This is a genomic window from Streptomyces sp. NBC_01217 (assembly GCF_035994185.1).
GTDB lineage: Bacteria > Actinomycetota > Actinomycetes > Streptomycetales > Streptomycetaceae > Streptomyces.
In genome coordinates, this window is the sequence record NZ_CP108538.1 from 4,536,411 (window position 1) to 4,563,181 (window position 26,771).

Genomic DNA, 26,771 nt, shown 5'->3' on the forward strand with positions numbered 1-26,771 from the left:
GTCATTCTCCTTGTCGGGGCAGGCGGGGGCTGGGGACTCGCTCGACGGCCTCGCGTAGCCGCTGGTGTGAGGGGTGAAGGTAGGGCTGGGACGAGAGCGGTGAGGCGTGACCCAACAAGTCAGCCAGTACGTCGAGTTGGCCACCGGCGGCCATGATGTTGTCCGCGAATCCGTGGCGTCCCTGGTGCGGACGGATGCGGCGGTCCAGGCGGGCCCGGCGGCTGAGCGAGGTCATCAGTTCGTTGATCGCTCCGAGTCGCATGGGGGCTCCGATGCGGCCGCGGAAGAGGTTGACCAGCAGGAAGTCGCTGTCGGCGGCTGCGGCGATCCCCGCCCGTTCGATGACGTACTGGTCGTGAGCCTGGATGAGCAGGGCGTCGACCGGGACCGCTCGGGAGCTGCGGGACTTGGCCCAGGCCCGGTTGCTGTTGTCACGGCGGACGATGTGCAGGTGGCTGCCGGGTACGGGGCAGCCCAGCGAACGCGCGTCGAGTACGAAGTGCAGGTCGGCGCGGCGCAGGCCAACGAGTTCCCCGCGGCGGATGCCGGCGCGGGCCATCAGCAGCACGATCAGCCGGTCGCGGGCCGAGCGGCAGGCCCGCACGAGCGCGACGATCTCCTCGTCACTGGCGCGGTCGACCGGGTCGTCCGGCTCGTGCAGACGGTGGCGGACCTTCGCGTAACCGCGGGGGATGCCGTACTCGCCCCGCACGTCGGCGGGCAGGTCCCGGCTGTCGCCGGTCTCGTAGAGCTGGTCGATCACCCAGGCTGGAGCTGCCCCGCTGCTGACGGCGTACTTCAGGAACTCACGGACCGCGGCCAGTACCGCGTTGACCCGGCGCGGCCCGCGAACCGGCTTCGAGCCCGGCCCGTTGAACACCGGCGTCGGCGTCCCCGTCGGCGACGGGCACCGAGGTGCGTGCCGGAGCCAGACCATGAACATGCCCAGGTGGCGTGCTCCGATCGTCCAGGCCCGACCACTCTCGGCGCACCAGCGCAGATACAGGACGGTGGCACCTGCGTATGACTCCGTGGTGGACTCCGCGCTGTCTCGGCCGAATCGCAGATGCCGCAGGAAGCCGTCCGCTGTCTCGACTACCCGCAGTTCGCCATCCAGGACGGTCCAGTACGCGACTCCGGACGGCAGCTGTACGCGGAACGACCGGAAAGCCGGGAGGAGTTGTGGGCTCATGCAATAGGAACGACATCCCCGACGTGCACGACACCCCTACAGCGGCTGTCTCACTCGGCTGAGTAAACCTGCGAACTGCGACAGTGCACGACACACTTCGCACCCCAACAGAAGTTCCTTCTCGGCGGGTGTGGGTGATCTCGATAGTCACTGAACTGGTCTTTTCTGGTGAGAGTTTGTGGTCCGTCCGCAGGGCGGACCTTGCGTTGGCAGCGGCGCTGCACCACAGGCGCGGGCCGTGAGGGACGATCGGCTCGCGGGTCGTCGCGCCCTGCGCGACGACAGGGGCTGTCGCGCCCCCGCGGGGCGCGTCCGCTGCGGTCCGGTGCCCGTCGTCGGCCGGCGGAGTCGGCCAGCGGCGGTGAACGCACCGGACCTGTCCTGCCGCCCCGAAGGGGTGTCCGCTTGGGGGTGCTGGGGGCCCGCAGGTCCGGAGGTGTTGCCCTCCCCCGGACCTGCGTGGCCCTGGTGTCAGCTGCGGTGGAGCGTGTGCTGGGTGGCCGGGTCGGCGTCGGCCAGTCCGGTCCGCTCGCGCCATGCCTGGCGAACTGCGGCGCGGAAGTTGTCCCCGTCGTCGTAGGCGAACCGGCCCCGGCGCAGGCTGCGGACGATGTCGCGGAACGTGTCCTGGTGCATCGTGGTCAGCGTGTCGTCAAGCGGGGTCAGCTCGTGCGGGAACATCGCCTGGACGCTGTCGCCGGGCTGCGGGGCACCGAGGGTGAAGAACCAGACCACGGACATGGTGGCCTCGTCCGCGAACTCGGGCCCGCTGAACGGGCCGACGACGACGGCGGGGCGGGTGTCGAGCTGGTGGCCCCGGAACCAGGGACCGGCGATCACGCGCGTCGCGGTGGGGAAGTCCTGGACGGTGGGCTTCTGGTCGGTGGTGAGCATGTCGTGTCCTGTCTGGTGAGAGGTTCCGCCGGGGCCGGTCGGCCTCGGCGGGGGCGTCGGTCGGGGGGTTGCCCTCCCCCTTCCGACGCCATTAATTAAACCATGTTCTTGGGTTTGGGTCAACCAGTCACGGCAAGTTCGCGGCGGCGCTCGGCGGCCGTCCTGACGGCGCGGGCGATGGCGCGGCCGGTCTCGATGACCCGGACGGCGGACTCATGCACCGGGGGCTTCTTGTCCTGGGTGATGATGCCCGCGAGCGGCGGCATGACGGCGGGGCCCGGAGTGATTCCGAGGATGAGCGCGGCGACGTGGGCGGCTGAGGCGACTTCGGCGGCGTGCTGGCCGGGAAGGGGGGCGTCCGCCTCGGTGATGCGTCGCCACGCGTGGCCGTACAGCAGGATGCGGGCGGCGTTGTCGGGGGCTTCCTGGGTGAAGTCGAACCCTCCGGCCTGCTCCGGGTCCTCGTGGTACTGGTCGCGGTACTGGTTCACCAAGACATCGCGGATGGCCTCGGCGGCGAGCAGGGCGGCGGCGGGCGGCTCGTAGGCGTCGCCGTCGGTCTGGCTGATGTCGAAAACCGGCCCAGCCTTGAAGCCGGACACCTTGCGCGTCTCACCCTCGGCGGCCTCGCTGGCAGCCTCTCGCTGCCCGCCGTCGGTGGCTGTGGCCGTGGCGTCCTGGGCCCCCTCGGGCCGCTGCTTGATCGGCGTCCAGATGCGGAGGGAGGTGGACCCCTTGACCGGGAAGCGTCCGGCCTTTCGCCAGTCTCCGGAGCTGAGTACGTGGGTGGCATTGGGGTGCTGGGCGGCGATGGCGATGCAGTTGGTGGGGCTGCGGTCGTCGCGGTCCGGGTGGGTCAGGTTCGTGGCCGTACGCATGACGGTGGCCCAGAATTTTTCGCTGGCGACCATCGCGCCGTACGCGCGATCCATGACGGCTTCGAGTTCACCGCGCATCTTGGCGCTGTAGGCGCGGCGCTCTTCGTCGGTCATCTTCGGCTTGCGGGGCATGTCTGGGTCCTCCTGGTGAGAGATAGGCGTCCGGGGCCGACCGGCCTCGCGGTGTTCGGTCGGGGGGTCACCCTCCCCCTTCCGACATCACTAATTAAACCATGTTCTTAGGATTGAGTCAACCCGGATATATGCTCTGACCTGCTCTTTTCCTGTGCCACCGGCCCGCACCCGCTCGGCCGGGCCCGGCCACAACGGGCCTGGGCGGGGTTCCCTCCTCGGTCGGACAGCTCCGCCGTACCAGGGTTCCGGGCGCGGTGTCCTGGCTCGCGCAGCGACCGCGCAGCGGCTCGGCCTGGACGCCGTGCCCGGGTTCCTGGTACGCCCCCTGGGTGTCCGGCCGAGGAGGGAACCCCGCCTTCACCCGCACCACAACGACGCCGCACCCAACCAACAAGCCCCCACCCCCTCCGAGAGAGGACCCGCCGGAGGCACAGATCTCTGAGGCCGGCACCCCGGCATCACCACAAGGCGAACTACACGGCGGACTTCCCACCCGCCCACAACCTCGTCGGGCCGAGACAGGAAGGACCCCCTTCCGGGTCGGGGCCCTTCCTTGTCTCAGCCCTCAGACGAGCCATATGGAGTATGCAGCGGAGCGCTTCCGCTGGCCGGCTGTGATGATGGCGGCGTCGTCAAGTCCGAGGAGTTGCGATGGCCAGAAAGCGCTCAAGTAAGGCGCGGAACGAAATCGCCGGTCTTGGTCTAGCGAAGAAGGCGCGTGGTAAGCAGGGGGTGCGCCGGGCGAAGATCGCAGGCGCCCTTCGCGAAGGTAGTGCCAGCGGCCGGTTGAACGAGAGGTACTTGGTTGCGGCGGTCTCGGTAGCTCTGGATTCCAGCGGGCAGTGCACGAAGGCAAAACCATGGAAGCCGATGGGCCCAATCCTTGATGACAAAGGGCTCAAGTTTTGCTGTGAACACAGGCCCCGGCATTGCTCCGGCTACATCAGCGTCTCCGAATCTGAGGAGGTGTTGCGGTCATGAATGCCGCCCTCGCCCTAGCTGTGGGCCTCATCGGAGCAGTGCTCGCGTGGGTGGCGCTCTACGTGCATTGGGTGGTTGCAGCGGCAGTCCTGGTGATCTTCGTAATTCTGGGAGTGGCTCTGTTCATGCACGGAAAGTCGACTATCCGCAGCGCCCCCCAAGAGTCGGTCGGCTGGTTGGAAGCAGGGCTCGCTCTCCGCTACGGTGCCATCGCGTCAGCTGGCGCTTGCGTCGTGGTTATCCTCGGCATTCTCCTGGCCGAACGAACTGACTGGAGCGCGCAGGCCAACGCCATTATTGGCGCTTTCAGCGGAGCGTTGACGACATTCATTGGAGCGCTCGTTGTCGACAAGGCTAAGACTGCCGACGCCGTTTGGATGAGCGCACCGATCCGGAAGGCGTTTCAGGAGACCTTCGGTGAGAACACCTTCGAGAAGGGGAGCGACGGAGAGTATGCACTGAATAACATCTCCGGCGATTGGGGTCGAGACGACCGGAGCCAGCGGGCTGAAGAGATCGCCGCCGCACTGAAGGACCAGGCCGACTCGCCCTAGCTGGTGCGGGCGGCGGTGTGCCATGCCTCCGTCGCGCGGGTGCGGCCCTTGGTCGCGCGGAGCGCGACGGACAGTGCCGTCGTGCCCGAAGGGCACGCCCTTCGGCCCGGCGTCCGGACGGGGCGGGAGGGCCGCCCGCGGCCCGGACGCTTCGGCCGGCTGCGAGCCGGGCCAGGCTGAGCCGTCCCGGAGGGAGGCCCTTCGTACGGGGGCCGGTGAGCGGGGCCGGCCGCCGACGCGGTCGGGCCCGGACGGCGGTGGGCGGAGCGTGGGGTGGGCGGCTCGATGCCGTCCACCCCACGGCCCGGCGGCCGGGGTCCGGCCGGGCCGTGGCTCCCGCCCGGCCGGGGCCTGTTACGCGGCGACCGGTTCGCGTGCGGCGGCGCGGCACCGGGTGAGTACCGTCTGTGCGGTCTCGCCGTAGATGCTGTGGTCCTTGACCGTGCCGGTCAGCTCGACCTCGTCGCCCTGGTCGGGGATGTCGGCGGCGCTGCTGAACCAGACGAACACGTTGCCCTGCGGGTCCTGGAACTTCACCAGTCGGCGGCGCTGGGTGTGGTAGCCGTACGTCCGGCCCTCCAGCTCGATCACGGTGGTGACGGTGGCGGGGGTGGTGATGCGCTCGCCCACGGTGCCCTGCGGCTTGCTGTTCTGGGCGGCCCGCTCGGTGGCCTCCTTCTCCTGGTCGCGGTACCACCCCGCGATGGCGGACACGAGCGTCGGCAGGTGGCGCGGGTCAACGGTCTCGCCCTTCGCCAACTGACCCACCTTGTGTCGGTAGTCGGAGAGGCTGCCGTATCCCTGGACGGCCCACGCCCGGACGGCGGCGGCGGTGGTCGGCGCGTCGGGGTCGGCGTCGATGGCGGCCCGCCACTCCATCGGGGCCTTGCGGTCGAAGAAGTACGCTTCGACGCCGTCGGCGGTCGGCTGGGTGTTCTTCCACTGCTCGGACCGGCTGTAGAAGCGGCCCTCCGTGTTCACGATGGCGGCGGTCACCCGCAGGACCTCGGCCACCGGGACGCGGAGATCGGCCGGGATGCCGCCCTCTTCGCCGTCCCAATCGGAGTCCTTCAGCGTGCCGAACCGCCACAGGGCCTCAAGGCCCTTGATCGGCAGGCCGGTGTACGGCTCGACGCACGTGGTGCCCAACTGCCGCATCTCGCCGTTCTCGTGGCGGGCGAGATAGGTGGCGGTGCGGTGACGGGCGACGGCGCACCCGTGGCAGAAGTTCTCGATGGCGCGGTACTGGCGCGCAGCCTCGGCGTCCTGCTCGGGCAGACCGGGGAACAGGCTGGTGATCGTCTCGCCCTCCGCGTCGTGGTCCAGACGGGCAATGACGGTCCAGCCGTGGTGACGGGGGATGTCACCGGAGATCGTCACGGTGACGGTGGGCCGCTTGCCGATCAGGCGTCCGTCAGTGTCGTGATAGTCGGCCAGAAAGGGCGCGGAGATGTCGAGCATGTACGCGCTGAGGTGGTGGACGGCGGCGCGGGCGTTGGTGGCCTCGACAAGCTGACGGACGCGGGACTGGGCCGTGGCCGGGATGGAAAACCGCATGGCTGCGCTGGTCATCGTGGGTGCTCCTGCTGGTGAGAGAGGAATCGAGCGCCCGGCCGGGCGGGTTGCCCTCCGCGTACGGCCGGGGTCGGGCCGGCTGGCGGCCCGTGGGACCGGAGGGGGGTTACCCCCCCCCGACACCATTAATTAAACCATGTTTTTGGCTGTGGGGCAAGCATCCCGACCGGGGATGTCGAGTGCGGCGCGATCGCGCAGGAACGCGGCGAACAGGGCGGCGGTGTAGCTGTCGGCGGTGCCGTACGTGCGGCGGCAGTCCAGCGCGCCGATGCGCTCGCCACGGTGACGGACGGGGAACGGCTGGCCGGGGGCCGGGATAGCGAGCGCATACAGCCCGCGCGGGGTGTCCACGCGCAGGACGACGGCGGCGGCCTCGTGGTCGTAGGCGGCAGACCAGCGGGCGGGGCCGATGCCGAACTCCGCGAGTCCGCCCGCGATGGCGCGGGCCTGCATGATGTCGGCGGTGGTGCTGGGGTCGGGCTCGGCCGGGGCGGGGACGCATCCGCAACCGTGGTCGTCGGCGTGGGTCTCGAACAAAGCTGTACGGCTCACTGTGGGGCTCCTAGAGGTGCCGGGGGCGGGCGTTTCCCGCCCCCGGCGTCGGGCGGCTGAGGTGGTTAGGCGGCGGCTTCGTCGTCGCTGGCCGGGTCGTCGGCTTCCTCGGCCTCCGGCTCGCCCGCCTCCTCGTCGGTGCCGGGCTCCTGCTTGGCCTCCGGCTCGCTGCCGGACGTGATCGCGGCGCGGGGCTTCTTCTTCGACGGGTCGTAGGGCTCCTCGTCCATGACCGACTGCTCAATGGGTGTGAGCGGGTACCCGAGGGACGCGAGCACCTGGAACCACCGGCCGGTGGGCTTCCGCGTCCACGGGGCGTGCTGGCTGTCCGTCCGCCATGCCGGCCGGTTTGCGCACTTCTCCCGGACGGCGGCGATGGCGGCGAACTGGAGCTGAGGGGCCCGGCGCGGGTCCTTGGCGACGTGCCCGGCGAAACTGCCTCGGTCCTTGGCCTGCTCGGCGTTCAGCCCCAGGAATCCGGCCAGGATCTCCGTGGTGCCCTCCTTGTTCAGGTCGTCGGAGATACCCCAACTGCCGTTCAGCAGAGCATTATTGACGTGCCCGATCAGGGTGTTGGTGGCGTTCTTCGGGAGGTTGCGCCGCTTGATCAGGTCCGTGATCCACTTCCGGCGCAGGGCCTCGGCCGCGTCCCAGTCGATGTTCCCCTTCTTGACGGCGGCGCGGGCGGCGCGCTCGGCCTCCTTGTCGGCGGTGGTCATCGTGCCGCCGCTGGCGCTGGCACCCTCGGGCACCGTGTGCCCGTACAGGCCGGGGGCGGAGCAGTAAGGCTCGTACCGGTCCCCCCGCCGCTCATCGAACACCCAGACAAGCCCTTTGCACTCGGCGTGTTCCTCGGCGCTGATGCCGCGCAGTCGCCACACGGGCATGGCGCGCTCCGACAGTTCCTCGGTGTCCCTGATCTTCTGCCCGGCCGCCTCCAGCTCCGCACGGTGCGCCTCCGCCTTGTTCCGCTTGTCGCGCTTGGTCCGCTCGATGGCGATGGCCCAGTCAACGTCTCCCTCGTCGGCGTCGTCCTCGGCGGCGGCCTCGGTGATCGCGGCGAGTGCTTCGGCGTCGTCGGCAAACTCCGAGAGCGCGGCCAGGTGCTCGAAAGTCCACTCGTAGCTGCCCGCGCCGCTGACGGCGGCGCTCAGCTTCTCGTCAGACCTGACCTTGACCAGCGTCTTGACGTCCTTCTGCCGCACGCCTGCGGCCTTGGCGATTCGGCCGACCTGCGCGCCCGCCTCGGCGGCGCTGAACATGGCCTGGTTCATCTCGGACGTGGTGAGGCTCTTACGGTGCTGAGCGGTCGTGATCATGTCGAGGAACTGCCCGGCCGCGTCGCGGTCGTCGTCCTCCCACTCGTACGGCAGGTGGGTAAGACCTGCGTCAGTCGCTGCGTGGTAGCGACGGTTTCCGTCGTTGACCTGGAGGACTCCGCCGTCGAGTCGCTGAATCTTGACGGGGATGCGGCACCCCTCGGTGCGGAGCGAGTCCACGAACGGCGCGTTGAGGTCCAGGTCTTCGCGGGCGTTCTTCGGGTGCGGGGTGAGCGCGTCGATCCGGATCACGGGGCGGGGGGTGACCGGAACGGCCTCCAACCCTGCGGCGATGGCGGCGGCCAGCCGCTGGAACCCGTCGATGATCTGCGGCACGTCGCCGTGGGTCCGCACGACGTACAGCGGCTCCACGACGCCGTTGTCCTTCACGTCGGCCAGCAGATCGGCCGGGGCCTCGATCTCACGGACATTGCCGGGGTGCGCGGCGAGTTCGGCGACCGTGAGGGTCGGCCACGGGGCAGGGGCGGTCTGGACGCCGGCCTGGGTCTTGGTGTTCGTCATCGGTCCTTCTCTTTCTGGTGAGAGTTCGTCGGGCCGTTCGGCCCGGTGACGGTGCGGGTCGGGGGGTTGCCCTCCCCCTTCCGACACCATTAATTAAACCATGTTCTTGAGGGTGGGGCAACCGGGGATGCTGTGATCGCCGCCACTCGGGTACTGAGCTGCGGCGGTACGGATCATCGCGGCGGCCTCGGCGGTGGTCCGCTCGGGCTCATCCCCCCAGCACCACAACAGGGTTCGCCGGTAGGCGTCTTCCGTGAGCCGCAGCTTTCGCCACCGGACGCCGGACACGGGGTGGCCGTTGGCGTGGTTGCTGAGCACCACAAGGGAGTCGAACAGAGCGCGCTGGAAGATGTCCCACGGTTCACCGCGTACTGACCAGCGGGGCCGGACGGAGCGCACGCCGCGTTCCCATGCGTGCAGCACGGTGCACGGGGCGGTGTCGCCAATCCGGCCGGGCTGCCATAGGTGGTCACCCTGGTAGAGCCCGACGCGTTCGATGTGGTTGGCAGCGGCCGTGAGGATGCGGGCGGGGGTGGCCGGGGGCTTTCGAGCGGGCACGGTCATGCCTCCTGGGGTAGGGCGCGGACTCGGCGGCCGGGGGCGGCGGACGGCCGCCCCCAGCCTCAATGGGGCTACGCGGCTATGGACCCGGCCGTGGTGCGGCCGATCCGCTTGCCGCCGATGTCGGCACGGCTGCCCGCCATCCATCCGGCTCCGTATCCGTTGCCGGTCATGGTGGTGGTGCCGCCCTTCCGCGCACGGGGGTACGCCTGCTGATAGCTGCGCGAGACGACGGCCTTGCGGTCCGCGAGCACGAGGGCCGCGCTGCGGCCGGTGGCAGTGGTCTCGCCCCTGACCTCTTCGCGTGCGCCGCGCTCGGCTTCCTCGATGCGGTCGCCCACCCGGTTGATGAAGCCGAGGAGCCAGGACCGACGCCAGGCACGCGCACCCTGGCCCGGCGGGACCGACTGAGCGGCCAGTCCGCCGTTCATCTGGAGCAGAAGAGAGGTGTAGAGCAGTTCGACACGCTGAAGGTCGCTCGCATACCCGAAGATGTGTACCCGGCGCGCCGGGCCGCTGCCATCCCGGCCAAGGTGGATCAGCTCGCAGCCGAGGGCGAGCGCAATGCGGTTGATGAGGCGGACCCGCTCCATCGCCCACGGGTTATCCAGAACGATCTTGCGGTCCGTCGGGGCGTCGCTGGCCGGGTTGGCGTCGTTGAGCATCGCCTGTTCGACGCCGTACTTCGCCATCATCTCGAACGCCCGCTTCCGGGCCAACTCCGCCTCCGACTCCGGCGTGCGGGGGTCCTCCGCCTTGGCAAGCAGGGCGCGGATGGTTTCGAGCTTCGCGGGTGCCTTCGTGGTGCTCACGTTCGTTCTCCTGGTGAGAGATGTTGTCGGCGGCCGATCGGCCTACCGGTGCCGGTCGGGGGTTGCCCTCCCCTTCCGACATGGCTAATTAAACCATGTTCTAGGGGTTGGGTCAACCCGGATAACGGCTCTGACCTGGCCTTTTCTCGCACCCCACGGCCCGCACCCGCCCAGCCGGGCCCGGCCACAACGGGCCTGGGCGGGGTTCCCTCCTCGGTCGGACAGCTCCGCCGTACCAGGAACCCGGGCGCGGTGTCCTGGCTCGCGTAGCGACCGCGCAGCGGCTTGGCCTGGACGCCGTGTCCGGGTTCCTGGTACGCCCCTTGGGGTGTCCGGCCGAGGAGGGAACCCCGCCTTCACCACCTGCACCACAACGCTCCCGCACCCGACCAACCAGCCCCCACCCCCTCCGAGGAGGACCCGCCGGAGGCAGCCTTTCGCTCTGGCCGGCACCCAACGAAGGCGTGGTTCGAGATGTCCGCGGACCTGTGCCTACGGTGCGCACGACGAGCACTGATTTCGAACAGAACTGGGGGCACGGGTGAGCACGAATTCGGCAGGACCGGTGAGCGCGTCGGAGCTGCGGCGGCGGGTTCGCGCTGCTGAAGCAGTGAAGGCGAAGACGCGGGAGATGGCCGCCGAGCACGCGCTGACTGCACGCGAGGCTGCGGTGAAAGCGGCCAAGGCGAAGGAGGAAGCCGACGTCACGGCACGGGAGGCTGCTGCTGTAGTCCTGCGGCTGTTCGACAACGACGCCGAGTTGGTCTCGGAACTGCTGGGCGTCCCGGCGGAGGAGCTGGAACGCGAAGCGAAGCCTGTTACCGCCGCTCGGGCGAAGGAGATCATCGAATCGCTGCGTGCCCGCGCCGAGCGGCCCCGCACCACCCGAATCCGTAAGCCTCGGGCGGATGCGGCAGACGCGGCTTCCTCGACCTCGGGCGCCCCGGCCCCGGTCGCGACTGCGGACAACAGCCGGGCTGATGCCGCCTGAGAACGACGTCGGGCCCGGACTCTTCCCGCTCGCGGCGGTGAACGGGTCCGGGCCCGTTCACGTTGACGAGCAACTTTCCCTCATTGGTGAGCCAACGCCCGTTCGTATACCGGCTGTTGAGTGGATGTCCTGGCTGGCCAACGAGTCCGTTCAGGCCCGGTACTGGGCAAAGGTCTACCGAACCTCGTCAACCGAGGACTGCTGGTTCTTCTTCGGCGGGATCTCCAGCACCGGCCACGCCAGCTTCAGGGCGGCGTCGCGGCCGGGCAGGACGCGACGCGGCACGGTGCCGGGCCACCTCTACGGGTACCAGCTCGCGCACGGTGTCATCCCTCGGCTCGGCTGGGGTACCGACAGCCCGACCGTGTGCCACACCTGCGACAACCACTCCTGCCAGCAGCCGACGCACCTGCGCCTGGGGACTGCGGCGGAGAACCGGGCCGAATGGCTGGCCCGCCGCAGAGACCCGGGTAGCCCCCTCGCCGACCTTCGCGGCCCGGCCGGACGCTCCCGCGCCATAGGTGCCGCCATCCGGGCCGGCCGGAACGGCGGGGAGTCCGAAGCGGAGATCGCAGCACGCATTCGTGCGGCGATTGCGGCGGGCCGTCCCCTCAGCCTCTGGTGACGACTGACCACCACCAACCGATCCACCTTCGGAGAGAACGTGACACCCGCTCGACCACACCGCGCCCTCGTGTACGTGCTGAACGGGCGCTGGCGCCTGATCGTGGCACCGCTTGCCTCAGAGGAACGGGAGGTCCGTAGCGAGGACCCCAACCCTGTGCGGCAACTCGTCGTCCGTGATCTGGGGCCGGCGGACTCGGGCTTCGCCCCCGCGTCGTTCGGACATCGTCTGATCGAGAACGGGTTCATCATCGGCCCCGCTGAGCGGGCAAAGCCTGACACCGTCAACGGCTGGTCGCGTACCGACGTACCCGACCGGTGGCAGACGGTTTGCTACCCAACCTCGGAGGTCGTGGGCTGAGCCCACGAGCGGTTCCCCGCTGCGAAGCACGTACGACTTCGGCCCGCTCCCCGATGGGGGCGGGCCGAAGTCACGTGAAGAAGGACACGCTCCTTCGAGTGGCGGGCTGGACCTGGCGCGTCAAGCCTCGGTGCTCGTGAGGTCGGCCTCCGGATGCTTGGCGCACACCTCCAGAGCCTCCATCCGGGCCTGCTCGAAGGCTCGGACGACAGCCGACTTGTTGATTCCCCGAGCGTGCGCCTCTGTGTTGCCGTGGGGGCGGAACTCGGTCCGGAACTCTGCGGCCCGCGTGGTGAAGCCGTCGTGCTCGAACTCCCACGTCCACCGGCTACTCACCGGAAGCGGCTCGTACGTCAGGGTGCCGTCGGCCTCGTACGAAGCCAAGGCATAGTGCACGAACTGCCGCTCCGGCATCCGGGACCAGGCGGAGCCGCCGCCGGTCCATCGCTCGCGCTCCTCTGGGCCTAGGGCTCCGCGGCGGGCGATCTTCTCCTCTGGCCAGCCGTCTGCCCGCATGGCCGCGATCTTTTCCTCGTGGTCATCGTTCCACTGGTCGGCGACGGCCTGTGCGTGCTCGCGGTCCGCGAACGGCACCTCCCGGCGGCCCAGCGTAACAACGAAGACCGGGTCGTTCTCGTGTTCTGCATCGTCCTGCGGCACGTCGCTGGCGTCCTTCCAGGTTTCCTGGGCCAGTCCGGAGAGCTGGCGAGGCACGTGGGGAAGTCCGTCCGTAGTGGCGGCCAAGCCGGAGCGCTCCAGGAAGCCGGGCAGCGGGGCCTTCGGGTCCATGGCCCATTCGATGGCGGCCATGACCTCGTCGTCCAAGGCGTCCAGGAGGTGGCCGTAGCGGTCCACGGTCGTGGTGATGGACTCGTGGCCAAGCCGTCCCTGGATGGCCGGCAGGGGCACCTTCGCTGCGATCAGCCACGAAGCGTGGGAGTGACGGAGGTCGTGGATGCGCGGTCGCTTGATCAAGCCGTACTTCTCTGCGGCCAGCTCGATCGCGGGTATCCAGCGCAGGCGTCGGAAGGTGCCGGGGTCCCACTTGCCACCTTCGGGACCGGTGAAGATCAGATCGTTGGGAGCCAGGCCCTTCGCCCGACGACGAAGCATCCGGTCGAGCTTGTGTGTGATGACGACGGTGCGGCGTGACTTCCGAGTCTTCGGGGGACCGAGGATGGACTTGCCGTCCTCGTCCTTCTTCCAGGCCCTCTGTACGCGGACAGCCGGGCGCCCGTTGCGACGCCGAAGGTCCCGCGGCTGAAGTGCGGTGGCCTCACCCCACCGGAAGCCGGTCTCCGCGATGGTCTCGCCAAGATCCTTGGCGTCGTCGCGAAGGCACTCGTAGATCCAGGCCCATTCCTCGCGTTCGAGGAAGACCATCTCCTCCTCGTCCTCGGCTCCGTCGAGCCGGGGCAGACGGGTCTTCGCGCACGGGTTGGAGGCCCGCAGTGACGGTTCTGCATCGACGGCGGACTGCATGATCGCGCTGAGGAGGCCGTGCTTGTTCTGGACGGTCTTCGGCGCGTACGCGGTGCGGGGCTTCCGGTCGCGCGGGTCGAGCGGAGCGAGGCGGCCGGCTTCGAGGTCGTTGACCCAGTCCTGGACCATGGTCCGGACGATGCTGCCTTCGCCGTCCTCCACTGAGTAGGACCCGAACCAGGGAGCCATGTTCTCCCTGATCTCCTTCTTGTACTTACTGCGCGTGTCGCCCTGAATGCCGGTTAGCCGGTCGACGTAGGCGAGCGCGAAGGCCTCGAACATCGTCTCCTTGCGACGCCGGTCTGCAACGAAACCGTGACCTCGGGTCCACCCGGGCGGCCAGTGCTCCCCGTGCGCCTTCACGAGATCGCGGAACTTCTCAGCGGACGTGATGTCGTCGAACGACTCCGACTCCCGCTTGCCAGTCCGGGCACCGGCTGTGCGCCAGCGGACGACGAACGTGGGGTCTCCGCCCCTACGCTCCTTGGTTTCGATGTAGGCCATGAAACGACCGTAAACGACTGGATGTGCCCACCATGTGCCCACCAGTGGAAACGAAAAAGCCCCTCTGACTCACGTTTCCGCAGGTCAGAGGGGCTTTGAGGGATGTGGAGCCTAGGAGATTCGAACTCCTGACATCTGCCTTGCAAAGGCAGCGCTCTACCAACTGAGCTAAGGCCCCGAAAGTGGACAGCACCGGAAGCATCCGCGTCCCGGCGACCGCCGTGGACCAGAGTACCGGGTATCCCCCGGATTCTTGCAAAAGGATTGGGACTCCCGGTCGGCGACCACTCTCCGTAAGATGCTCGGCGAGGTTCGCAGCAGCGAAGCCGCAGCGAAGGGGAGACGCCATGGACGCAGCTCAGCAAGAGGCAACGGCAAGAGCCAGGGAGCTTCAGCGCAGTTGGTACGGAGAGCCCCTCGGGGCTCTCTTCCGCCGGCTGATCGATGATCTCGGCCTGAACCAGGCACGGCTCGCCGCGGTCCTCGGGCTGTCCGCCCCCATGCTCTCCCAGCTCATGAGCGGCCAGCGGGCGAAGATCGGCAACCCCGCGGTCGTCCAGCGCGTCCAGGCACTCCAGGAGCTCGCCGGCCAGGTCGCCGACGGCAGCGTCAGCGCGGGAGAGGCCACCGACCGCATGGAAGAGGTCAAGAAGTCCCAGGGCGGCTCCGTCCTCACCGGCACCAGCCAGACCTCCCACACCGGCGGAGCCCCCACCGTCCGGCGCGTGGTCCGCGAGATCCAGTCGCTGCTGCGGTCGGTCGCGGCCGCCGGAGACATCATCGATGCCGCCGACTCCCTCGCCCCGACCCACCCGGAACTGGCAGAGTTCCTCAAGGTGTACGGCGCAGGGCGCACCGCGGACGCGGTGGCGCACTACGAGGGACACCAGAGCTAGGGCCTGTCCTTCCATGCCCTAGGGCACTACCCCTGAGAACCGGGCACGAGCCGAAACAGGAACTGGGAGCGGGCGCAGCGCAATGGGTGAGGTCTTCGCCGGTCGGTACGAATTGATCGATCCGATCGGACGTGGTGGAGTCGGTGCCGTCTGGCGCGCCTGGGACCACCGGCGCCGCCGTTATGTGGCGGCCAAGGTCCTCCAGCAGAGCGACGCACACACGCTGCTGCGCTTCGTCCGCGAGCAGGCGCTGCGGATCGAGCATCCGCATGTGCTCGCCCCGGCCAGCTGGGCCGCGGACGACGACAAGGTCCTGTTCACCATGGACCTGGTCAGCGGCGGTTCGCTGGCGCATGTCATCGGCGACTACGGCCCGCTGCCTCCCCGATTCGTCTGCACGCTGCTCGACCAGTTGCTGTCCGGGTTGTCGACGGTGCACGCGGAGGGCGTCGTGCACCGCGACATCAAGCCCGCCAACATCCTGATGGAGGCCACCGGCACCGGACGGCCGCATCTGCGGCTGTCCGACTTCGGTATCTCCATGCGCAAGGGTGAGCCGCGGCTCACCGAGACCAACTACGTGGTGGGAACGCCCGGTTACCTCGCGCCCGAGCAGATGATGGGCTCGGAGCCCGACTTCCCCGCGGACCTGTTCGCGGTCGGACTCGTCGCGCTGTATCTGCTGCAGGGGAAGAAGCCGGACGCCCAGGCCCTCGTCGAGCACTTCGTCTCGTACGGCACGCCCGGCGCCCCGGAGGGGATTCCCGAGCCGCTGTGGCAGGTGCTCGCCGGTCTGCTGCAGCCGGATCCCCAGGCCCGGTTCCGTACGGCCACGGGCGCGCGCAAGGCGCTCAACGCCGCGGTCGACATGCTGCCCGAGCCCGCCGCCGACGACGAGCCGGTGGAGGTCTTCGACCAGCTCGGGCCGCTGCCCGCCGGTTTCGGCCCCGCGGGACCGGTCGCGGCCCCCCGCACAGCCGTACAGGACACGCAGCCCGCACAGACGGACCAGGGGGCCCAACAGCCCTACGCCCAGCCGCCGGTCCCGATGTCGGAGACGGGCAGCTTCCATCTTCCGCCGCCTCCGCAGCAGCCCACACCGCTGCCCCGTCCGGCGCAGCCGGACACGCCTCTCACTCCGCTCCCGGCGCACACGGCTTCTCCCTTGCCCACGCCGGATCCATCGCAGGCCCCCACGGCCGCGGTGCAGCACGAACCGGCTCTCACCCGCGCGTACACCGCAGGTCAGCCGCAGGTCCACGCTCCCGGGGCGGTGGCTGCCCCGCACTTCCCGGCCGCCGTTCCCGCGCGTGCCCCGCAAAACCGTCCGGGACCGCCTCTGAAAGTGGCGGTCCCGGTCCTGCTGGTGGCGCTGGTCTGTTTCGCCGTGGGCATCTGGGCTCTGACCCAGAGCTGAGCACGGCTGCCGGAGCCGCGGCCGTACGCGACGGCTCCGGCCCGGCTACCAGGCCTGTGGCGGCCCTCCGTACGGAGGCCGGCCGTCCCCGGCCTGGCCTCCCACGAGCGGACCGTTCGAGCCGATCGGGGCCACCGGGGCGGCCACCGCGCGGCGCCGTGCCAGCAGCGTCCACACGCCCAGCCCCAGCACCAGCACCGCCCCCGCGCCGATCCCGGCCGCGCCGACCATCCGCATGGTGTCGCTCCTGGCCGCCTCGGGGCCGCTCTGGCCGCTTTTCGCCATGTCCTTGTCGTCCTGCGTGACGGAGAAGATTCCGGCATCCCCTGTGTACGGCGTCTTCCCTGCCGTCCCCTCGACCTTGATCCTGAGGGTCAGCGGAATCGCCTTGTCGCCGTACGGCTTCGCGATCTTCGGGCTGAGGGACACCGACAGGTAGTACCAGCCGGCGAAACGCATGGCACTGACGCTGTCGGTGTAGTCGTAGCGGTTCTCGTACGCCACCGGAGGCAGCGGATCCAGCGATACGGACGCGGGCTTGCCCGAGTACGACAGCGGCGTCGCGTCGTCGACATGGCCATGCGCCGGGTTGTCCAGGGACAGCGCGAGCGCGTTGCCGATGTATTCGTTCGAGGCCTTGTTGTTGCTCAGGTCGGCGGTGGCGAAGATCTGCTGCCCCCAGTCCACCGGGATCCGGTAGAAGCGGGTCTGCCCGGGTGCGATGCTGTCGTGCCACTCACCGGTTTCCAGGCCGGTCGCGTTGTAGTAGCTGGTGCCGCCCGACCGCTTCTGCGGGGCTGCGGTGGGTGGCACGGGCGAGGCCGACGGCCAGTCCTCCGGCGCCCGGGTCGGCGTCGAACCGCCCGGACTCAGCTGCGGCTCCGACTCGTAGCGCAGCTCCAGGTCCCACGCGTCGGGTGCCGAGGTCACCTTGCCCTGCCGCTCGATCAGGACGTTGTACGTTCCGGCTTCCTGGCAGGTGTTGCTGCCCTGCTGCGTGATCCGGTAGGCGTACGCCGCGATCGGATGCGGGAATTCCGCCGACTGGAACCGTGCGTCCTGCGAACCGCACTCCAGGTCCGCGCTGTCCCTGATGCTGACCTTGATGCCGTCCCCGTAGGCGACCTGGCCGCCGCCCTTGGGCACGGCCACCGCCGAGACGTACGCGTTCGTCTTCTCGTCGAGGTTCAGGCGGTAGTAGAGCTTCTCTCCGGGCTTGATCGAGCTCTTGTAGACCGATCCGGGGGTGAGCGCCGATGCCTCGGTGTTCACCTCCGCACCGCTTACCGTCTTCGCCCCGGGATCGAAGGTGTACCCGGAGGCCTCCCCGGCCGCGTACGCCTGCCCCGGCAGCGCCGCCGCCGCGCACATCGCCGCGGCCGCGGCCAGCGCCACCCGGCCCCTGTTGCGCTGCCTCATCACGCGCTTCCCCTCGTCGTCTGTGCGGCCCGTCCGCGACGCCCGCGCACGAACACGAGCACCGCGATCACCACCGCCACGGCGCCCGCCCCGGCAGCGGCCGCAATGCCGGTCCATCCTGCCCCGCCCGTACCGCCGCTGTCTCCGGCACCACTCGAATTGCCCTGCTTGTCCGCCTTCTTGTCCGCCTTCTCGGCCACGGCAGCGGCATGGTGCTCGGGGCCGACCAGCTCGTCGCCGAGCACCGACACCCGCAGCACCACACCGATCTGCGGGTTCTCCGCAATATCGGCGGCCCGCGCCCCCAGCGTCACCGAGATGTAGAAGTCGCCCCCGGTGTGGACGGGCTGGACGTCGGAGCGGTACTCGTAGCGGTTGGTCCAGGCGACCGGCACCCCGCCCATCCTGATCGCCGACGGACGGCCGTTGTACATGGTCGTCGAGTTGAACTCGCCGCCTCCGGTGAGCGGGAAGCGAGCCGGCGTGAACAGCCGGGTCGCGCCGTACGAGTATGTGGAGGTGCCGCGCTCCACCGTGGGCTCGTTCGCGAACTCCACGTCGTAGCGCACCTGCTGTCCCCAGCCGGCCGGGACCTTGTACCAGAGGGTCTGCGAGGGAAGGATCCGGTCGCGCCACACGCCCCGGCCGAGTTCCTCGGCATCGTTGAAGCCGGTACCGCCCCGCACATCGCGGGGGTCGCCGGCGGGCAGCACGGCGTCCCTGCCGCCCTCGCCGTACTCCGGCTGCGACTGGGCGGGCGTGACGCCCCCGGCCAGCGGCGCCTCCACCCCGTAGAGGAGCTCAAGGGGCCAACGCGCGGCATCGGAGCCCTTCTTGCTCTCCCGCTCCACCACCAGCCAGTACCGGCCGGCCCGGTCGCAGGCGCGGGTGCCCTCCTGCGCGGGGATGCGGGCGACCGCCGAGGTCAGCGGGGTCGCACCCTCCTTCTGCTGGAAGTGCGCGGTGTCCGTCGCACACGAACCGCCTGCGCCGTACGCGATGCCGGTGCGCAGTGCGTCGAAGGTGTCGACGGCCGCCCCGGGCTGCGGCACCGCCGTCGCCGAGAAGTCCACTGTCGAAACGGCATCCAGACCGACGGCATAGTACCGCTTCTCACCGGGTCCGATGGTGTCCAGATACTGCCCGGGTACGAGCACGGGCGCCCCCGCACCCGTCGCCGTTCCCTCGACCTGCTCGCCCCGGAACCGGTAGCCGCCCGCGGAGAGTTGAGAGGCCCGTTGCAGCTGCCTGCCCAGCGCCTCGGCGTCCGGCGCGTCGTAGTAACGGCCGTTGCCCGCCGCCGCGATGCATTCCAGCTGCTCGCGGGCGGCGCCCCGCACCTGGAAGCCGACGGTGTCGATCCGCAGCCCGGCACCCGCCCTGCCGAGCTGCTCGGCGACCTCGCAGGGCTGCGGCGTACCGCAGTTGTCCTCGCCGTCGGAGATCAGCAGGATCGTGCGCGTGCCGATGGCGCCGCCTGCGGGCTGCGGAAGGTCTTCGGCGGCCTTCTGCAACGACAGCCCGATGGGAGTGTCTCCCCTGGGCCGCACGGCCGCCACGGCCCGCTTCACGGCCGCCCTGTCGAGCCTGTGCACCGGCTGTACGAGTCTGGTGTCCGTACAGCCCCGGGGCCGGTCGGCGCCGTACACCCGCAGCCCGGTCGGATGGCCGTCGGGAAGACCGTCGACGACGGTGCCGACGGCCGTGCGCGCGCTCTCCATCCGGGTACGCCCCGTACCGTCGTCGTCCCCCATGGACCCCGAGGAGTCGAGGACCATGACCAGGCTGCTGCCCGAGCCGGGTCCGGGTGGCTCCGGGGCGGCGGGCACACCGCCCGGTGCCGCCACCGCGGCCGGCATCACGCCCGCCACCAGAGCGAACAGCGCCCCGCCGATCCATGCCCCCGTGGCCGCCCTGCTGCGGTGGTTCCGTGTCCTCACCCGTGCCCCCTCGACCGGAAAACCTGCTGTTTTGCTCCCGCAACCTATTGATTTGCTTAGGTGAACTCAAGAGCACAGGTGTCACGGTCCCGCAACAGCACGAAGCCCCGGCCGCTCAGCGACCGGGGCCCGCAATCAGGCTGTTCTGTCTCACACACCCGAACCTGCGGGCACGGAGTCAGTCGCCTCCGTCCACAGATCCTGCTCGGCGCGATCCGCCTGGATCTGGCGGTACACGAGGAGCCCGCCGATGGCGGCCAGTGCGACCAGGAGAAGCTTCTTCACCGCGCGACCTCGTCTTTCCTTGACGTAGGGGACTTCTGCCGCCCGACTATACACACCGGCCGATATCGATCGGTGACCTGCCTGCGGCCCAACTGACGCCCAGGGAAAAGCGATCATCCAACGATCGCCCCGCCGGACGTTCCGGGTTCGTCCCGCACTCCGTCAAGGCCAGTTGAACCATACGAGTGGTGTTCATCGGAAGATCAGCGGATCAGCGGCGTCGGTCCACGGATTCTCGGGCCACATCCACATCATCGGAAAGGTCAGCAAACCGGACTACCCGAAAGCGAGGGGCCATGAGCACCTTCAAGCCCAAGAGCATCTGGACCGCCTTCGTCACCGCCTTCTTCGCACTCCTTGCCGCGCTGGGCCTCATGAGCACCCCGGCGGCGGCCACGGAGTCGAGCGCCCCGGAGGCGACCACCACGAACCACGAGCACACGGGTGCGACCGCGGCAACCGCGACCACTCCGTCGGTGCGATGGACCCTTCCGCGTGACAGGGCGCTGCCACCCACGATGAAGCAGCGCATCCGCGCCGAGGCCCACGGCTCCTCACCCGCTGCCCGGCATCTGTCCGTAGACACGACGGACGCCGTGGAGTCCAGGAACACCGCCCGCGCCGCCCACGGGGCCCCGGCGGGGGACGTTTCTCTCCTCCCGCCATGAGAGCCGCGCGGCTGACACACAGAGCCCCCGGGCCGGTTTCACACCGGACGGGGGCTTCTTCGCGACTCAAGCCGCCCCGCTCCCTGCCCGGTCACGTCCTGCCTCTGTCGGCGCGGGGACGGGGACGGGACAGGGGCAGGGCACGGCAAGGGCAGGACATTCAGCATTCATCGCCTCCATACCGGGGCGCAGCACCGACCACACGCCGAAGGCCCGACATCTCCGAGGAGACATCGGGCCTTCGACTGTCACTGTGGGGCTAACAGGATTTGAACCTGTGGCCTCATCCTTATCAGGGATGCGCTCTAACCAACTGAGCTATAGCCCCGCCGCGCTGTGCGCTGACTTCTGAAGATTAGCGCACGTCGGGGCCAGTCCCAAAATCGATAACCTGCGCCCTACTCGTCCTCGGCCAGCGTGAGCTCGACGCCGCCCACGAAGCCCGCCGACAGGTTGTAGATGAACGAGCCCAGGGTCGCCAGCGCGGTCGCCAGAACCACATCGATCACGGCGATGACCGAGGTGAAGATGAGGACCCGCGGCAGCGACAGGAACGACTGCAGATCGAAGCCGTTGTTCTCGTTCGAGCCGGTGGCCTCGCTGATCGTGCCGCCCACGGTGGAGAAGACGCCCATCGCGTCCATCACCATCCACAGCACCGCCGCCGCCACCACCGTGCAGATACCGAGCGCGATGGAGAGCAGGAAACTGACCTTCATCACCGACCACGGGTCGGCCTTGGCCACCCGCAGACGCGCCTTGCGGGTACGCGGAGTGGTCCGCGCCCCGGTCCGCGTCCGCCGGGCCGCCTGAGCGGCGCCGATGCCCTGCGCACCGCCCTGGGTCCCGCCCGCGGGCGAGGGGTATGCCTGCGGCGGGTGATACGGCCCGCCCGCCTGCCCAGGTGCGGGCTCGCGCTCACCGGGCAACGGCCCGGTCGCGTATCCCTCGTACTGGGGCTGAGGCCCCCGGGTGTCCGTCACAGTGCCCCCTTGGGAGTCCGTGGCAGGGCCACGGGCACCGTTCGCTCCAGCTCCGGAAGCGGCCGAACCGGCGCCCGTGGCTCCACTCACGCTCTACTCCTCGTGCTCCCCTGTCGAAGGCTGCGTGCCTTCGACATTGCCCTCGACCGTGCTCTCGGCAGCCTGCGCCGTCGCGGCCTCGGTGTCCTCGGACCCCTCGACCTCTTCGGCCTCACGGCCGGCTTCGGCGTTGCGGGCGATCCCGACGACGGCATCGCGCTTGCCCAGATTGATCAGTTGGACGCCCATGGTGTCACGGCCCGTCTCCCTGACTTCATTGACTCGCGTACGAATCACACCACCGCCGAGCGTGATGGCGAGGATCTCATCAGTCTCCTCGACCACCAGCGCGCCGACCAGCGAGCCCCTGTCCTCCACGATCTTGGCAGCCTTGATTCCCAGGCCGCCACGACCCTGAACGCGGTACTCGTCGACGGGGGTCCGCTTCGCGTACCCACCATCGGTGGCAGTGAACACGAACGTACCCGGCCGGACAACATTCATCGAGAGCAGTTCGTCTCCTTCGCGGAAACTCATGCCCTTCACGCCCGAAGTGGCACGGCCCATCGGGCGCAGCGCATCGTCCGTCGCAGTGAACCTGATCGACTGGGCCTTCTTGCTGATGAGCAGCAGGTCGTCCTCGGCCGATACCAGCTCCGCACCGATCAGCTCGTCGTCGTCGCCGTCCGCCGTCTCCCGGAGGTTGATGGCGATGACACCACCGGAACGCGGCGAGTCATAGTCCTTCAGCGCGGTCTTCTTCACGAGACCGCCCTTCGTGGCCAGGATCAGATAGGGCGCGGCCTCGTAGTCACGGACCGCCAGGATCTGGGCGATCCGCTCGTCCGGCTGGAAGGCAAGCAGGTTGGCGACATGCTGACCACGGGCGTCTCGGCCGGCATCCGGCAGCTCGTACGCCTTCGCCCGGTACACCCGGCCCTTGTTCGTGAAGAACAGCAGCCAGTGGTGCGTCGTCGACACGAAGAAGTGGTCGACGATGTCGTCTTCCCTGAGCTTCGTACCGCGCACGCCCTTGCCGCCGCGCTTCTGCGAGCGGTAGTCGTCCGTCTTCGTGCGCTTCACATAGCCGCCGCGCGAGATCGTGACGACGATGTCCTCCTCGGCGATCAGGTCCTCGATGGACATGTCACCGTCGAAGGGCACCAGCTTGGAACGCCGGTCGTCGCCGAACTTGTCGACGATCGCCGCCAGCTCCTCGCTGACGATCTGCCGCTGCCGCTCGGGCGACGCCAGGATCTGGTTGTACTCGTTGATCTTCGCCTGGAGCTCGTCGTGCTCGGCCGTGATCTTCTGGTGCTCCAGCGCGGCCAGCCGGCGCAGCTGCATCTCCAGGATCGCGTTCGCCTGGATCTCGTCGATCTCCAGCAGGCCCATCAGGCCCTCACGCGCCACCTCGACCGTCTGGCTGCGCCGGATGAGGGCGATGACCTCATCGATCGCGTCCAGCGCCTTGAGCAGGCCGCGCAGGATGTGCGCCCGCTCCTCCGCCTTGCGCAGACGGAACTTCGTACGCCGGACGATGACCTCGATCTGGTGCGTAACCCAGTGACGGATGAACGCGTCGATCGACAGGGTGCGCGGCACACCATCGACCAGCGCCAGCATGTTCGCGCCGAAGTTGGTCTGCAGATCGGTGTGCTTGTACAGGTTGTTCAGCACGACCTTGGCGACCGCGTCCCGCTTCAGCACCACGACCAGACGCTGACCCGTACGCGACGAGGTCTCGTCACGGACGTCCGCGATCCCGCCGATCTTGCCGTCCTTCACCAGGTCGGCGATCTTCTGCGCGAGGTTGTCGGGGTTGGTCTGGTACGGAAGCTCCGTCACGACCAGGCACTGCCGGTTCTGGATCTCCTCGACCGCGACGACCGCGCGCATCGTGATCGAGCCACGGCCGGTGCGGTACGCCTCCTCGATGCCCTTGCGGCCCACGACGAGCGCACCCGTCGGGAAGTCGGGGCCCTTGATCCGCTCGATCAGCGCTTCCAGGAGCTCCTCCTGCGAGGCCTCCGGGTGCTCCAGGTACCACTGGGCACCGTCCGCGACCTCACGGAGGTTGTGCGGCGGAATGTTGGTCGCCATACCGACCGCGATGCCCGCGGAACCGTTGACCAGCAGGTTCGGGAAGCGCGCCGGCAGAACCGTCGGCTCCTGGTTGCGGCCGTCGTAGTTGTCCTGGAAGTCGACGGTCTCCTCGTCGATGTCCCGGACCATCTCCATGGACAGCGGCATCATCTTGCACTCGGTGTACCGCATGGCGGCGGCCGGGTCGTTGCCCGGAGAACCGAAGTTGCCGTTGGAGTCCACCAGCGGCATGCGCATCGACCAGTGCTGCGCCAGTCGCACCAGCGCGTCGTAGATCGAGGAGTCACCGTGCGGGTGGTACGTGCCCATGACGTCACCGACGACACGGGCGCACTTGTAGAAGCCCTTCTCGGGCCGGTAACCGCCGTCGTACATCGCGTACAGCACCCGGCGGTGGACGGGCTTGAGACCGTCCCGTACGTCGGGCAGCGCACGCGAGACGATGACGGACATCGCGTAGTCGAGGTAGGAGCGCTGCATCTCCGTCTCGAGCCCCACGGGCTCGACACGCATGCCCACACCCGCGACGGCGGGCTCCTCTTCAGGGGTCACAGGGGTGTTTTCGTCGGCCATTGCTGGTCAAAGTCCTTTCGAGCTGCGGCTTGCTTGTACGGCCGACTCAGATGTCGAGGAAGCGGACGTCCTTGGCATTGCGCTGGATGAACGAGCGCCGCGCCTCCACGTCCTCACCCATCAGCACCGAGAAGAGGTCGTCAGCCTGCGCCGCGTCGTCCAGAGTCACCTGGCCGAGCACCCGGTGGTCCTGGTCCATCGTGGTGATGCGCAGCTCCTCGGCGTTCATCTCACCGAGACCCTTGAAGCGCTGGATCGAGTCCTCCTTGATCCGCTTGCCGTTCTGCTTGCCCAGCTCGACGAGCGCATCGCGTTCCCGGTCCGAGTACGCGTACTCGAAGTCGTCCCGGCCCCACTTGATCTTGTAGAGCGGCGGGCGGGAGAGATACACGTGCCCGGCCTCGACCAGCGGACGCATGAAGCGGAAGAGGAACGTCAGCAGCAGGGTGTTGATGTGCTGGCCGTCGACGTCGGCGTCCGCCATGAGAATGATCTTGTGATAGCGGAGCTTCTCGATGTCGAAGTCCTCGTGGACCCCGGTACCGAAGGCCGAGATCAGCGCCTGGACCTCGGTGTTCTGCAGGATCTTGTCGACCCGGGCCTTCTCGACGTTCAGGATCTTGCCGCGGATCGGCAGGATCGCCTGGTACATCGGGTTACGGCCGGACTTCGCCGAACCACCGGCGGAGTCACCCTCGACGATGAAGATCTCGCACTTCGTCGGGTCGTTGGACTGGCAGTCGCTCAGCTTGCCCGGCAGCGAGGCGCTCTCCAGAAGCCCCTTACGACGGGTCAGATCACGCGCCTTGCGGGCCGCCACGCGGGCCGTGGCCGCCGCGATGCCCTTGCGGATGATGTCGGCGGCCTCGTTCGGATTGCGGTCGAACCAGTCCGTCAGGTGCTCGTGGACCACCTTCTGGACGAAGGTCTTCGCCTCCGTGTTGCCCAGCTTGGTCTTCGTCTGGCCCTCGAACTGCGGCTCGCCCAGCTTCACCGAGATGATCGCCGTCAGACCCTCACGGATGTCATCACCCGTGAGGTTGTCGTCCTTCTCGCGCAGCAGCTTCTTGTCCCGCGCGTACTTGTTGACCAGCGTCGTCAGCGCCGCGCGGAAACCCTCCTCGTGCGTACCGCCCTCATGCGTGTGGATCGTATTGGCGAAGGAGTACACACCCTCGCTGTACTGCGTGTTCCACTGCATCGCGATCTCGGCCGAGAGGAGACGCTCCTTGTCCTCGGCATCGATGTCGATCACCGACTGGTGAATGACATCGCCCTTGCGGGAGTTGAGGTACGTCACGAAGTCGACGATGCCGCCTTCGTAGTGGTACGTGACCGTACGGGCCTGCTCCTCCTCGGCGACCTCGGCCACCTCGGCGACATCCGCACCCGCCGTCGCCTTCGCCGACTCACGCTCGTCGGTGAGCTTGATCGTCAGACCCTTGTTGAGGAACGCCATCTCCTGGAAGCGGCGCGCCAGGGTCTCGAAGGAGTACTCGGTGGTCTCGAAGATGTCCCCGTCGGCCCAGAAGGTGACCGTCGTACCCGACTCCTCGGTGGCCTCGTTACGAGCCAGCGGAGCGGTGGGCACACCGAGCTTGTAGTCCTGGGTCCAGCGGTAACCGTCCCGCTTGACCTCGACGGAGACGCGCGAGGACAGCGCGTTCACCACGGACACACCGACACCGTGCAGACCGCCGGAGACGGCATAACCGCCGCCGCCGAACTTACCGCCGGCGTGCAGCACGGTCAGCACGACCTCGACCGCCGGCTTCTTCTCCGACGGCACGATGTCGACCGGGATACCACGACCGTTGTCGATCACACGGACCCCGCCGTCGGCGAGGATCGTGACGTCGATCGTGTCCGCGTGCCCGGCCAGGGCCTCGTCGACCGAGTTGTCGACCACTTCCTGTACCAGGTGGTGCAGGCCACGCTCACCGGTCGAGCCGATGTACATGCCAGGTCGCTTGCGGACCGCGTCCAAGCCCTCGAGGACGGTGATCGCGCTCGCGTCGTACGAGGCGGTGACCTCGCCCGTGGTGGATGTCCCGCCCGGGGCGGTCACCTCGACGCTCTCACCGGGTGTGGACGGAATGTTCTCGTTGGGGTTGCCGGAATCGGCCACGAAGCGCCCTTTCTGGCACAGCACAGGCCGTTCTCCGGACAGTCGGGAGCGGCTGCGTCGTTCGGCTTGTATCGACGACTCCCGCGAGCATGCGGGATTGTCCACCAGTCTACCGGTAGCGCCGACATGAATGGGGGTTTGCCGGTACCTGAGTCCGCATGTGCCGCCCTGAATGAGCGCCTGACGACTCCCCATATTCGGGAAGGGGCTTAAAGAGGCTCACGCGGGCATTGAGCGCTTCGACCTGTCAACCTCTCACTACCGTGAGGGACGCCCCACTCCCACCGCGTGGTTTCAACCACCACATAACGGCACAACACGGATGCGACGGACAGCACCGCCGAGCAGACGGCACAAAACCACGAAGAGATACGGAACAG

22 protein-coding genes and 2 tRNA genes are annotated in these 26,771 nt (G+C 68.7%); 7 read left to right on the forward strand and 17 right to left on the reverse strand.

Translation table 11 applies throughout. The annotated features are described in order from the left end of the window. Nucleotide 1 precedes the first annotated feature (1 nt). The 3 genes from OG507_RS19995 to OG507_RS20005 all read right to left on the reverse strand — a co-directional run bounded on the left by OG507_RS19995 (nt 2) and on the right by OG507_RS20005 (nt 3,096). Entirely contained in the window at nt 2-1,192 is a 1,191-nt protein-coding gene (locus OG507_RS19995; RefSeq protein ID WP_327368565.1) for a tyrosine-type recombinase/integrase, read from the reverse strand. Between the two features lie 471 nt (nt 1,193-1,663). Further along, complete coding sequence (locus tag OG507_RS20000) at nt 1,664-2,086, reverse strand: DUF6409 family protein (protein WP_327368566.1); 423 nt, start codon at nt 2,084-2,086, stop codon at nt 1,664-1,666. Between the two features lie 119 nt (nt 2,087-2,205). Continuing rightward, nucleotides 2,206-3,096: a hypothetical protein gene (locus OG507_RS20005; protein WP_327368567.1), complete on the reverse strand. Its 891-nt coding sequence runs from the start codon at nt 3,094-3,096 to the stop codon at nt 2,206-2,208. Nucleotides 3,097-4,076: 980 nt separating this feature from the next. On the opposite strand from OG507_RS20005, the gene OG507_RS20010 reads away from it, so the two are divergent. Then, nucleotides 4,077-4,634, forward strand: a complete 558-nt coding sequence (locus OG507_RS20010; protein ID WP_327368568.1) for a hypothetical protein — start codon at nt 4,077-4,079, stop codon at nt 4,632-4,634. A gap of 354 nt (nt 4,635-4,988) precedes the next feature. Here the strand turns inward: OG507_RS20010 and OG507_RS20015 are convergent, their stop codons facing one another. From OG507_RS20015 to OG507_RS20035, 5 genes are all read right to left on the reverse strand, one after another. Further along, nucleotides 4,989-6,206: a hypothetical protein gene (locus OG507_RS20015; RefSeq protein WP_327368569.1), complete on the reverse strand. Its 1,218-nt coding sequence runs from the start codon at nt 6,204-6,206 to the stop codon at nt 4,989-4,991. A gap of 132 nt (nt 6,207-6,338) precedes the next feature. After that, a complete protein-coding gene (locus OG507_RS20020; RefSeq protein WP_327368570.1) occupies nt 6,339-6,761 on the reverse strand; it encodes a hypothetical protein in 423 nt (140 codons plus the stop codon). 65 nt (nt 6,762-6,826) lie between these two features. After that, complete coding sequence (locus tag OG507_RS20025) at nt 6,827-8,602, reverse strand: ParB N-terminal domain-containing protein (RefSeq protein WP_327368571.1); 1,776 nt, start codon at nt 8,600-8,602, stop codon at nt 6,827-6,829. A gap of 93 nt (nt 8,603-8,695) precedes the next feature. Beyond that, entirely contained in the window at nt 8,696-9,166 is a 471-nt protein-coding gene (locus tag OG507_RS20030) for a DUF6197 family protein (RefSeq protein WP_327368572.1), read from the reverse strand. Between the two features lie 68 nt (nt 9,167-9,234). Then, nucleotides 9,235-9,975, reverse strand: a complete 741-nt coding sequence (locus OG507_RS20035; RefSeq protein WP_327368573.1) for a DUF2786 domain-containing protein — start codon at nt 9,973-9,975, stop codon at nt 9,235-9,237. A gap of 610 nt (nt 9,976-10,585) precedes the next feature. Here OG507_RS20035 and OG507_RS20040 point away from each other — a divergent pair. The 3 genes from OG507_RS20040 to OG507_RS20050 all read left to right on the forward strand — a co-directional run bounded on the left by OG507_RS20040 (nt 10,586) and on the right by OG507_RS20050 (nt 11,951). Beyond that, the gene (locus tag OG507_RS20040) at nt 10,586-10,966 is read left to right on the forward strand and encodes a hypothetical protein (RefSeq protein ID WP_327368574.1); all 381 of its coding nucleotides are present in this window, start codon (nt 10,586-10,588) and stop codon (nt 10,964-10,966) included. A 124-nt stretch (nt 10,967-11,090) separates the two neighbouring features. Further along, a complete protein-coding gene (locus OG507_RS20045; RefSeq protein ID WP_327368575.1) occupies nt 11,091-11,591 on the forward strand; it encodes a hypothetical protein in 501 nt (166 codons plus the stop codon). Between the two features lie 39 nt (nt 11,592-11,630). After that, nucleotides 11,631-11,951, forward strand: a complete 321-nt coding sequence (locus tag OG507_RS20050; RefSeq protein WP_327368576.1) for a hypothetical protein — start codon at nt 11,631-11,633, stop codon at nt 11,949-11,951. Nucleotides 11,952-12,071: 120 nt separating this feature from the next. Here the strand turns inward: OG507_RS20050 and OG507_RS20055 are convergent, their stop codons facing one another. Continuing rightward, nucleotides 12,072-13,937: a tyrosine-type recombinase/integrase gene (locus OG507_RS20055; protein WP_327368577.1), complete on the reverse strand. Its 1,866-nt coding sequence runs from the start codon at nt 13,935-13,937 to the stop codon at nt 12,072-12,074. A 105-nt stretch (nt 13,938-14,042) separates the two neighbouring features. After that, nucleotides 14,043-14,115 (reverse strand) — tRNA-Ala (locus tag OG507_RS20060). 169 nt (nt 14,116-14,284) lie between these two features. Between OG507_RS20060 and OG507_RS20065 the strand changes: the two genes are divergently transcribed. Then, the gene (locus OG507_RS20065; protein ID WP_327368578.1) at nt 14,285-14,833 is read left to right on the forward strand and encodes a helix-turn-helix domain-containing protein; all 549 of its coding nucleotides are present in this window, start codon (nt 14,285-14,287) and stop codon (nt 14,831-14,833) included. 82 nt (nt 14,834-14,915) lie between these two features. Then, nucleotides 14,916-16,250, forward strand: coding sequence for a serine/threonine protein kinase (locus OG507_RS20070; RefSeq protein WP_327368579.1), 1,335 nt, complete (start codon nt 14,916-14,918; stop codon nt 16,248-16,250). 45 nt (nt 16,251-16,295) lie between these two features. Here OG507_RS20070 and OG507_RS20075 read toward each other — a convergent pair whose 3' ends face one another. The 3 genes from OG507_RS20075 to OG507_RS20085 all read right to left on the reverse strand — a co-directional run bounded on the left by OG507_RS20075 (nt 16,296) and on the right by OG507_RS20085 (nt 19,894). Continuing rightward, nucleotides 16,296-17,669: a hypothetical protein gene (locus OG507_RS20075; RefSeq protein WP_327368580.1), complete on the reverse strand. Its 1,374-nt coding sequence runs from the start codon at nt 17,667-17,669 to the stop codon at nt 16,296-16,298. After that, a complete protein-coding gene (locus tag OG507_RS20080; RefSeq protein WP_327372034.1) occupies nt 17,669-19,528 on the reverse strand; it encodes a vWA domain-containing protein in 1,860 nt (619 codons plus the stop codon). The genes OG507_RS20075 and OG507_RS20080 overlap by 1 nt, the downstream gene beginning before the upstream one ends. Nucleotides 19,529-19,759: 231 nt before the next feature. Then, complete coding sequence (locus tag OG507_RS20085) at nt 19,760-19,894, reverse strand: DLW-39 family protein (protein ID WP_003958712.1); 135 nt, start codon at nt 19,892-19,894, stop codon at nt 19,760-19,762. Between the two features lie 296 nt (nt 19,895-20,190). Here OG507_RS20085 and OG507_RS20090 point away from each other — a divergent pair, with 296 nt between their 5' ends. Beyond that, a complete protein-coding gene (locus OG507_RS20090) occupies nt 20,191-20,562 on the forward strand; it encodes a DUF6344 domain-containing protein (RefSeq protein ID WP_327368581.1) in 372 nt (123 codons plus the stop codon). Nucleotides 20,563-20,816: 254 nt separating this feature from the next. Here OG507_RS20090 and OG507_RS20095 read toward each other — a convergent pair. The 4 genes from OG507_RS20095 to gyrB all read right to left on the reverse strand — a co-directional run bounded on the left by OG507_RS20095 (nt 20,817) and on the right by gyrB (nt 26,415). Further along, nucleotides 20,817-20,890: transfer RNA gene (locus tag OG507_RS20095), tRNA-Ile, on the reverse strand. 70 nt (nt 20,891-20,960) lie between these two features. Further along, the gene (locus OG507_RS20100; protein WP_327368582.1) at nt 20,961-21,545 is read right to left on the reverse strand and encodes a DUF3566 domain-containing protein; all 585 of its coding nucleotides are present in this window, start codon (nt 21,543-21,545) and stop codon (nt 20,961-20,963) included. Between the two features lie 93 nt (nt 21,546-21,638). Beyond that, nucleotides 21,639-24,263: a DNA gyrase subunit A gene (gyrA, locus tag OG507_RS20105; protein ID WP_327368583.1), complete on the reverse strand. Its 2,625-nt coding sequence runs from the start codon at nt 24,261-24,263 to the stop codon at nt 21,639-21,641. A 46-nt stretch (nt 24,264-24,309) separates the two neighbouring features. Continuing rightward, nucleotides 24,310-26,415 carry a DNA topoisomerase (ATP-hydrolyzing) subunit B gene (gene gyrB / locus OG507_RS20110; RefSeq protein ID WP_327368584.1) on the reverse strand — a complete coding sequence of 702 codons (2,106 nt, stop codon included), beginning with the start codon at nt 26,413-26,415 and terminating at the stop codon, nt 24,310-24,312. Nucleotides 26,416-26,771: the final 356 nt, after the last annotated feature.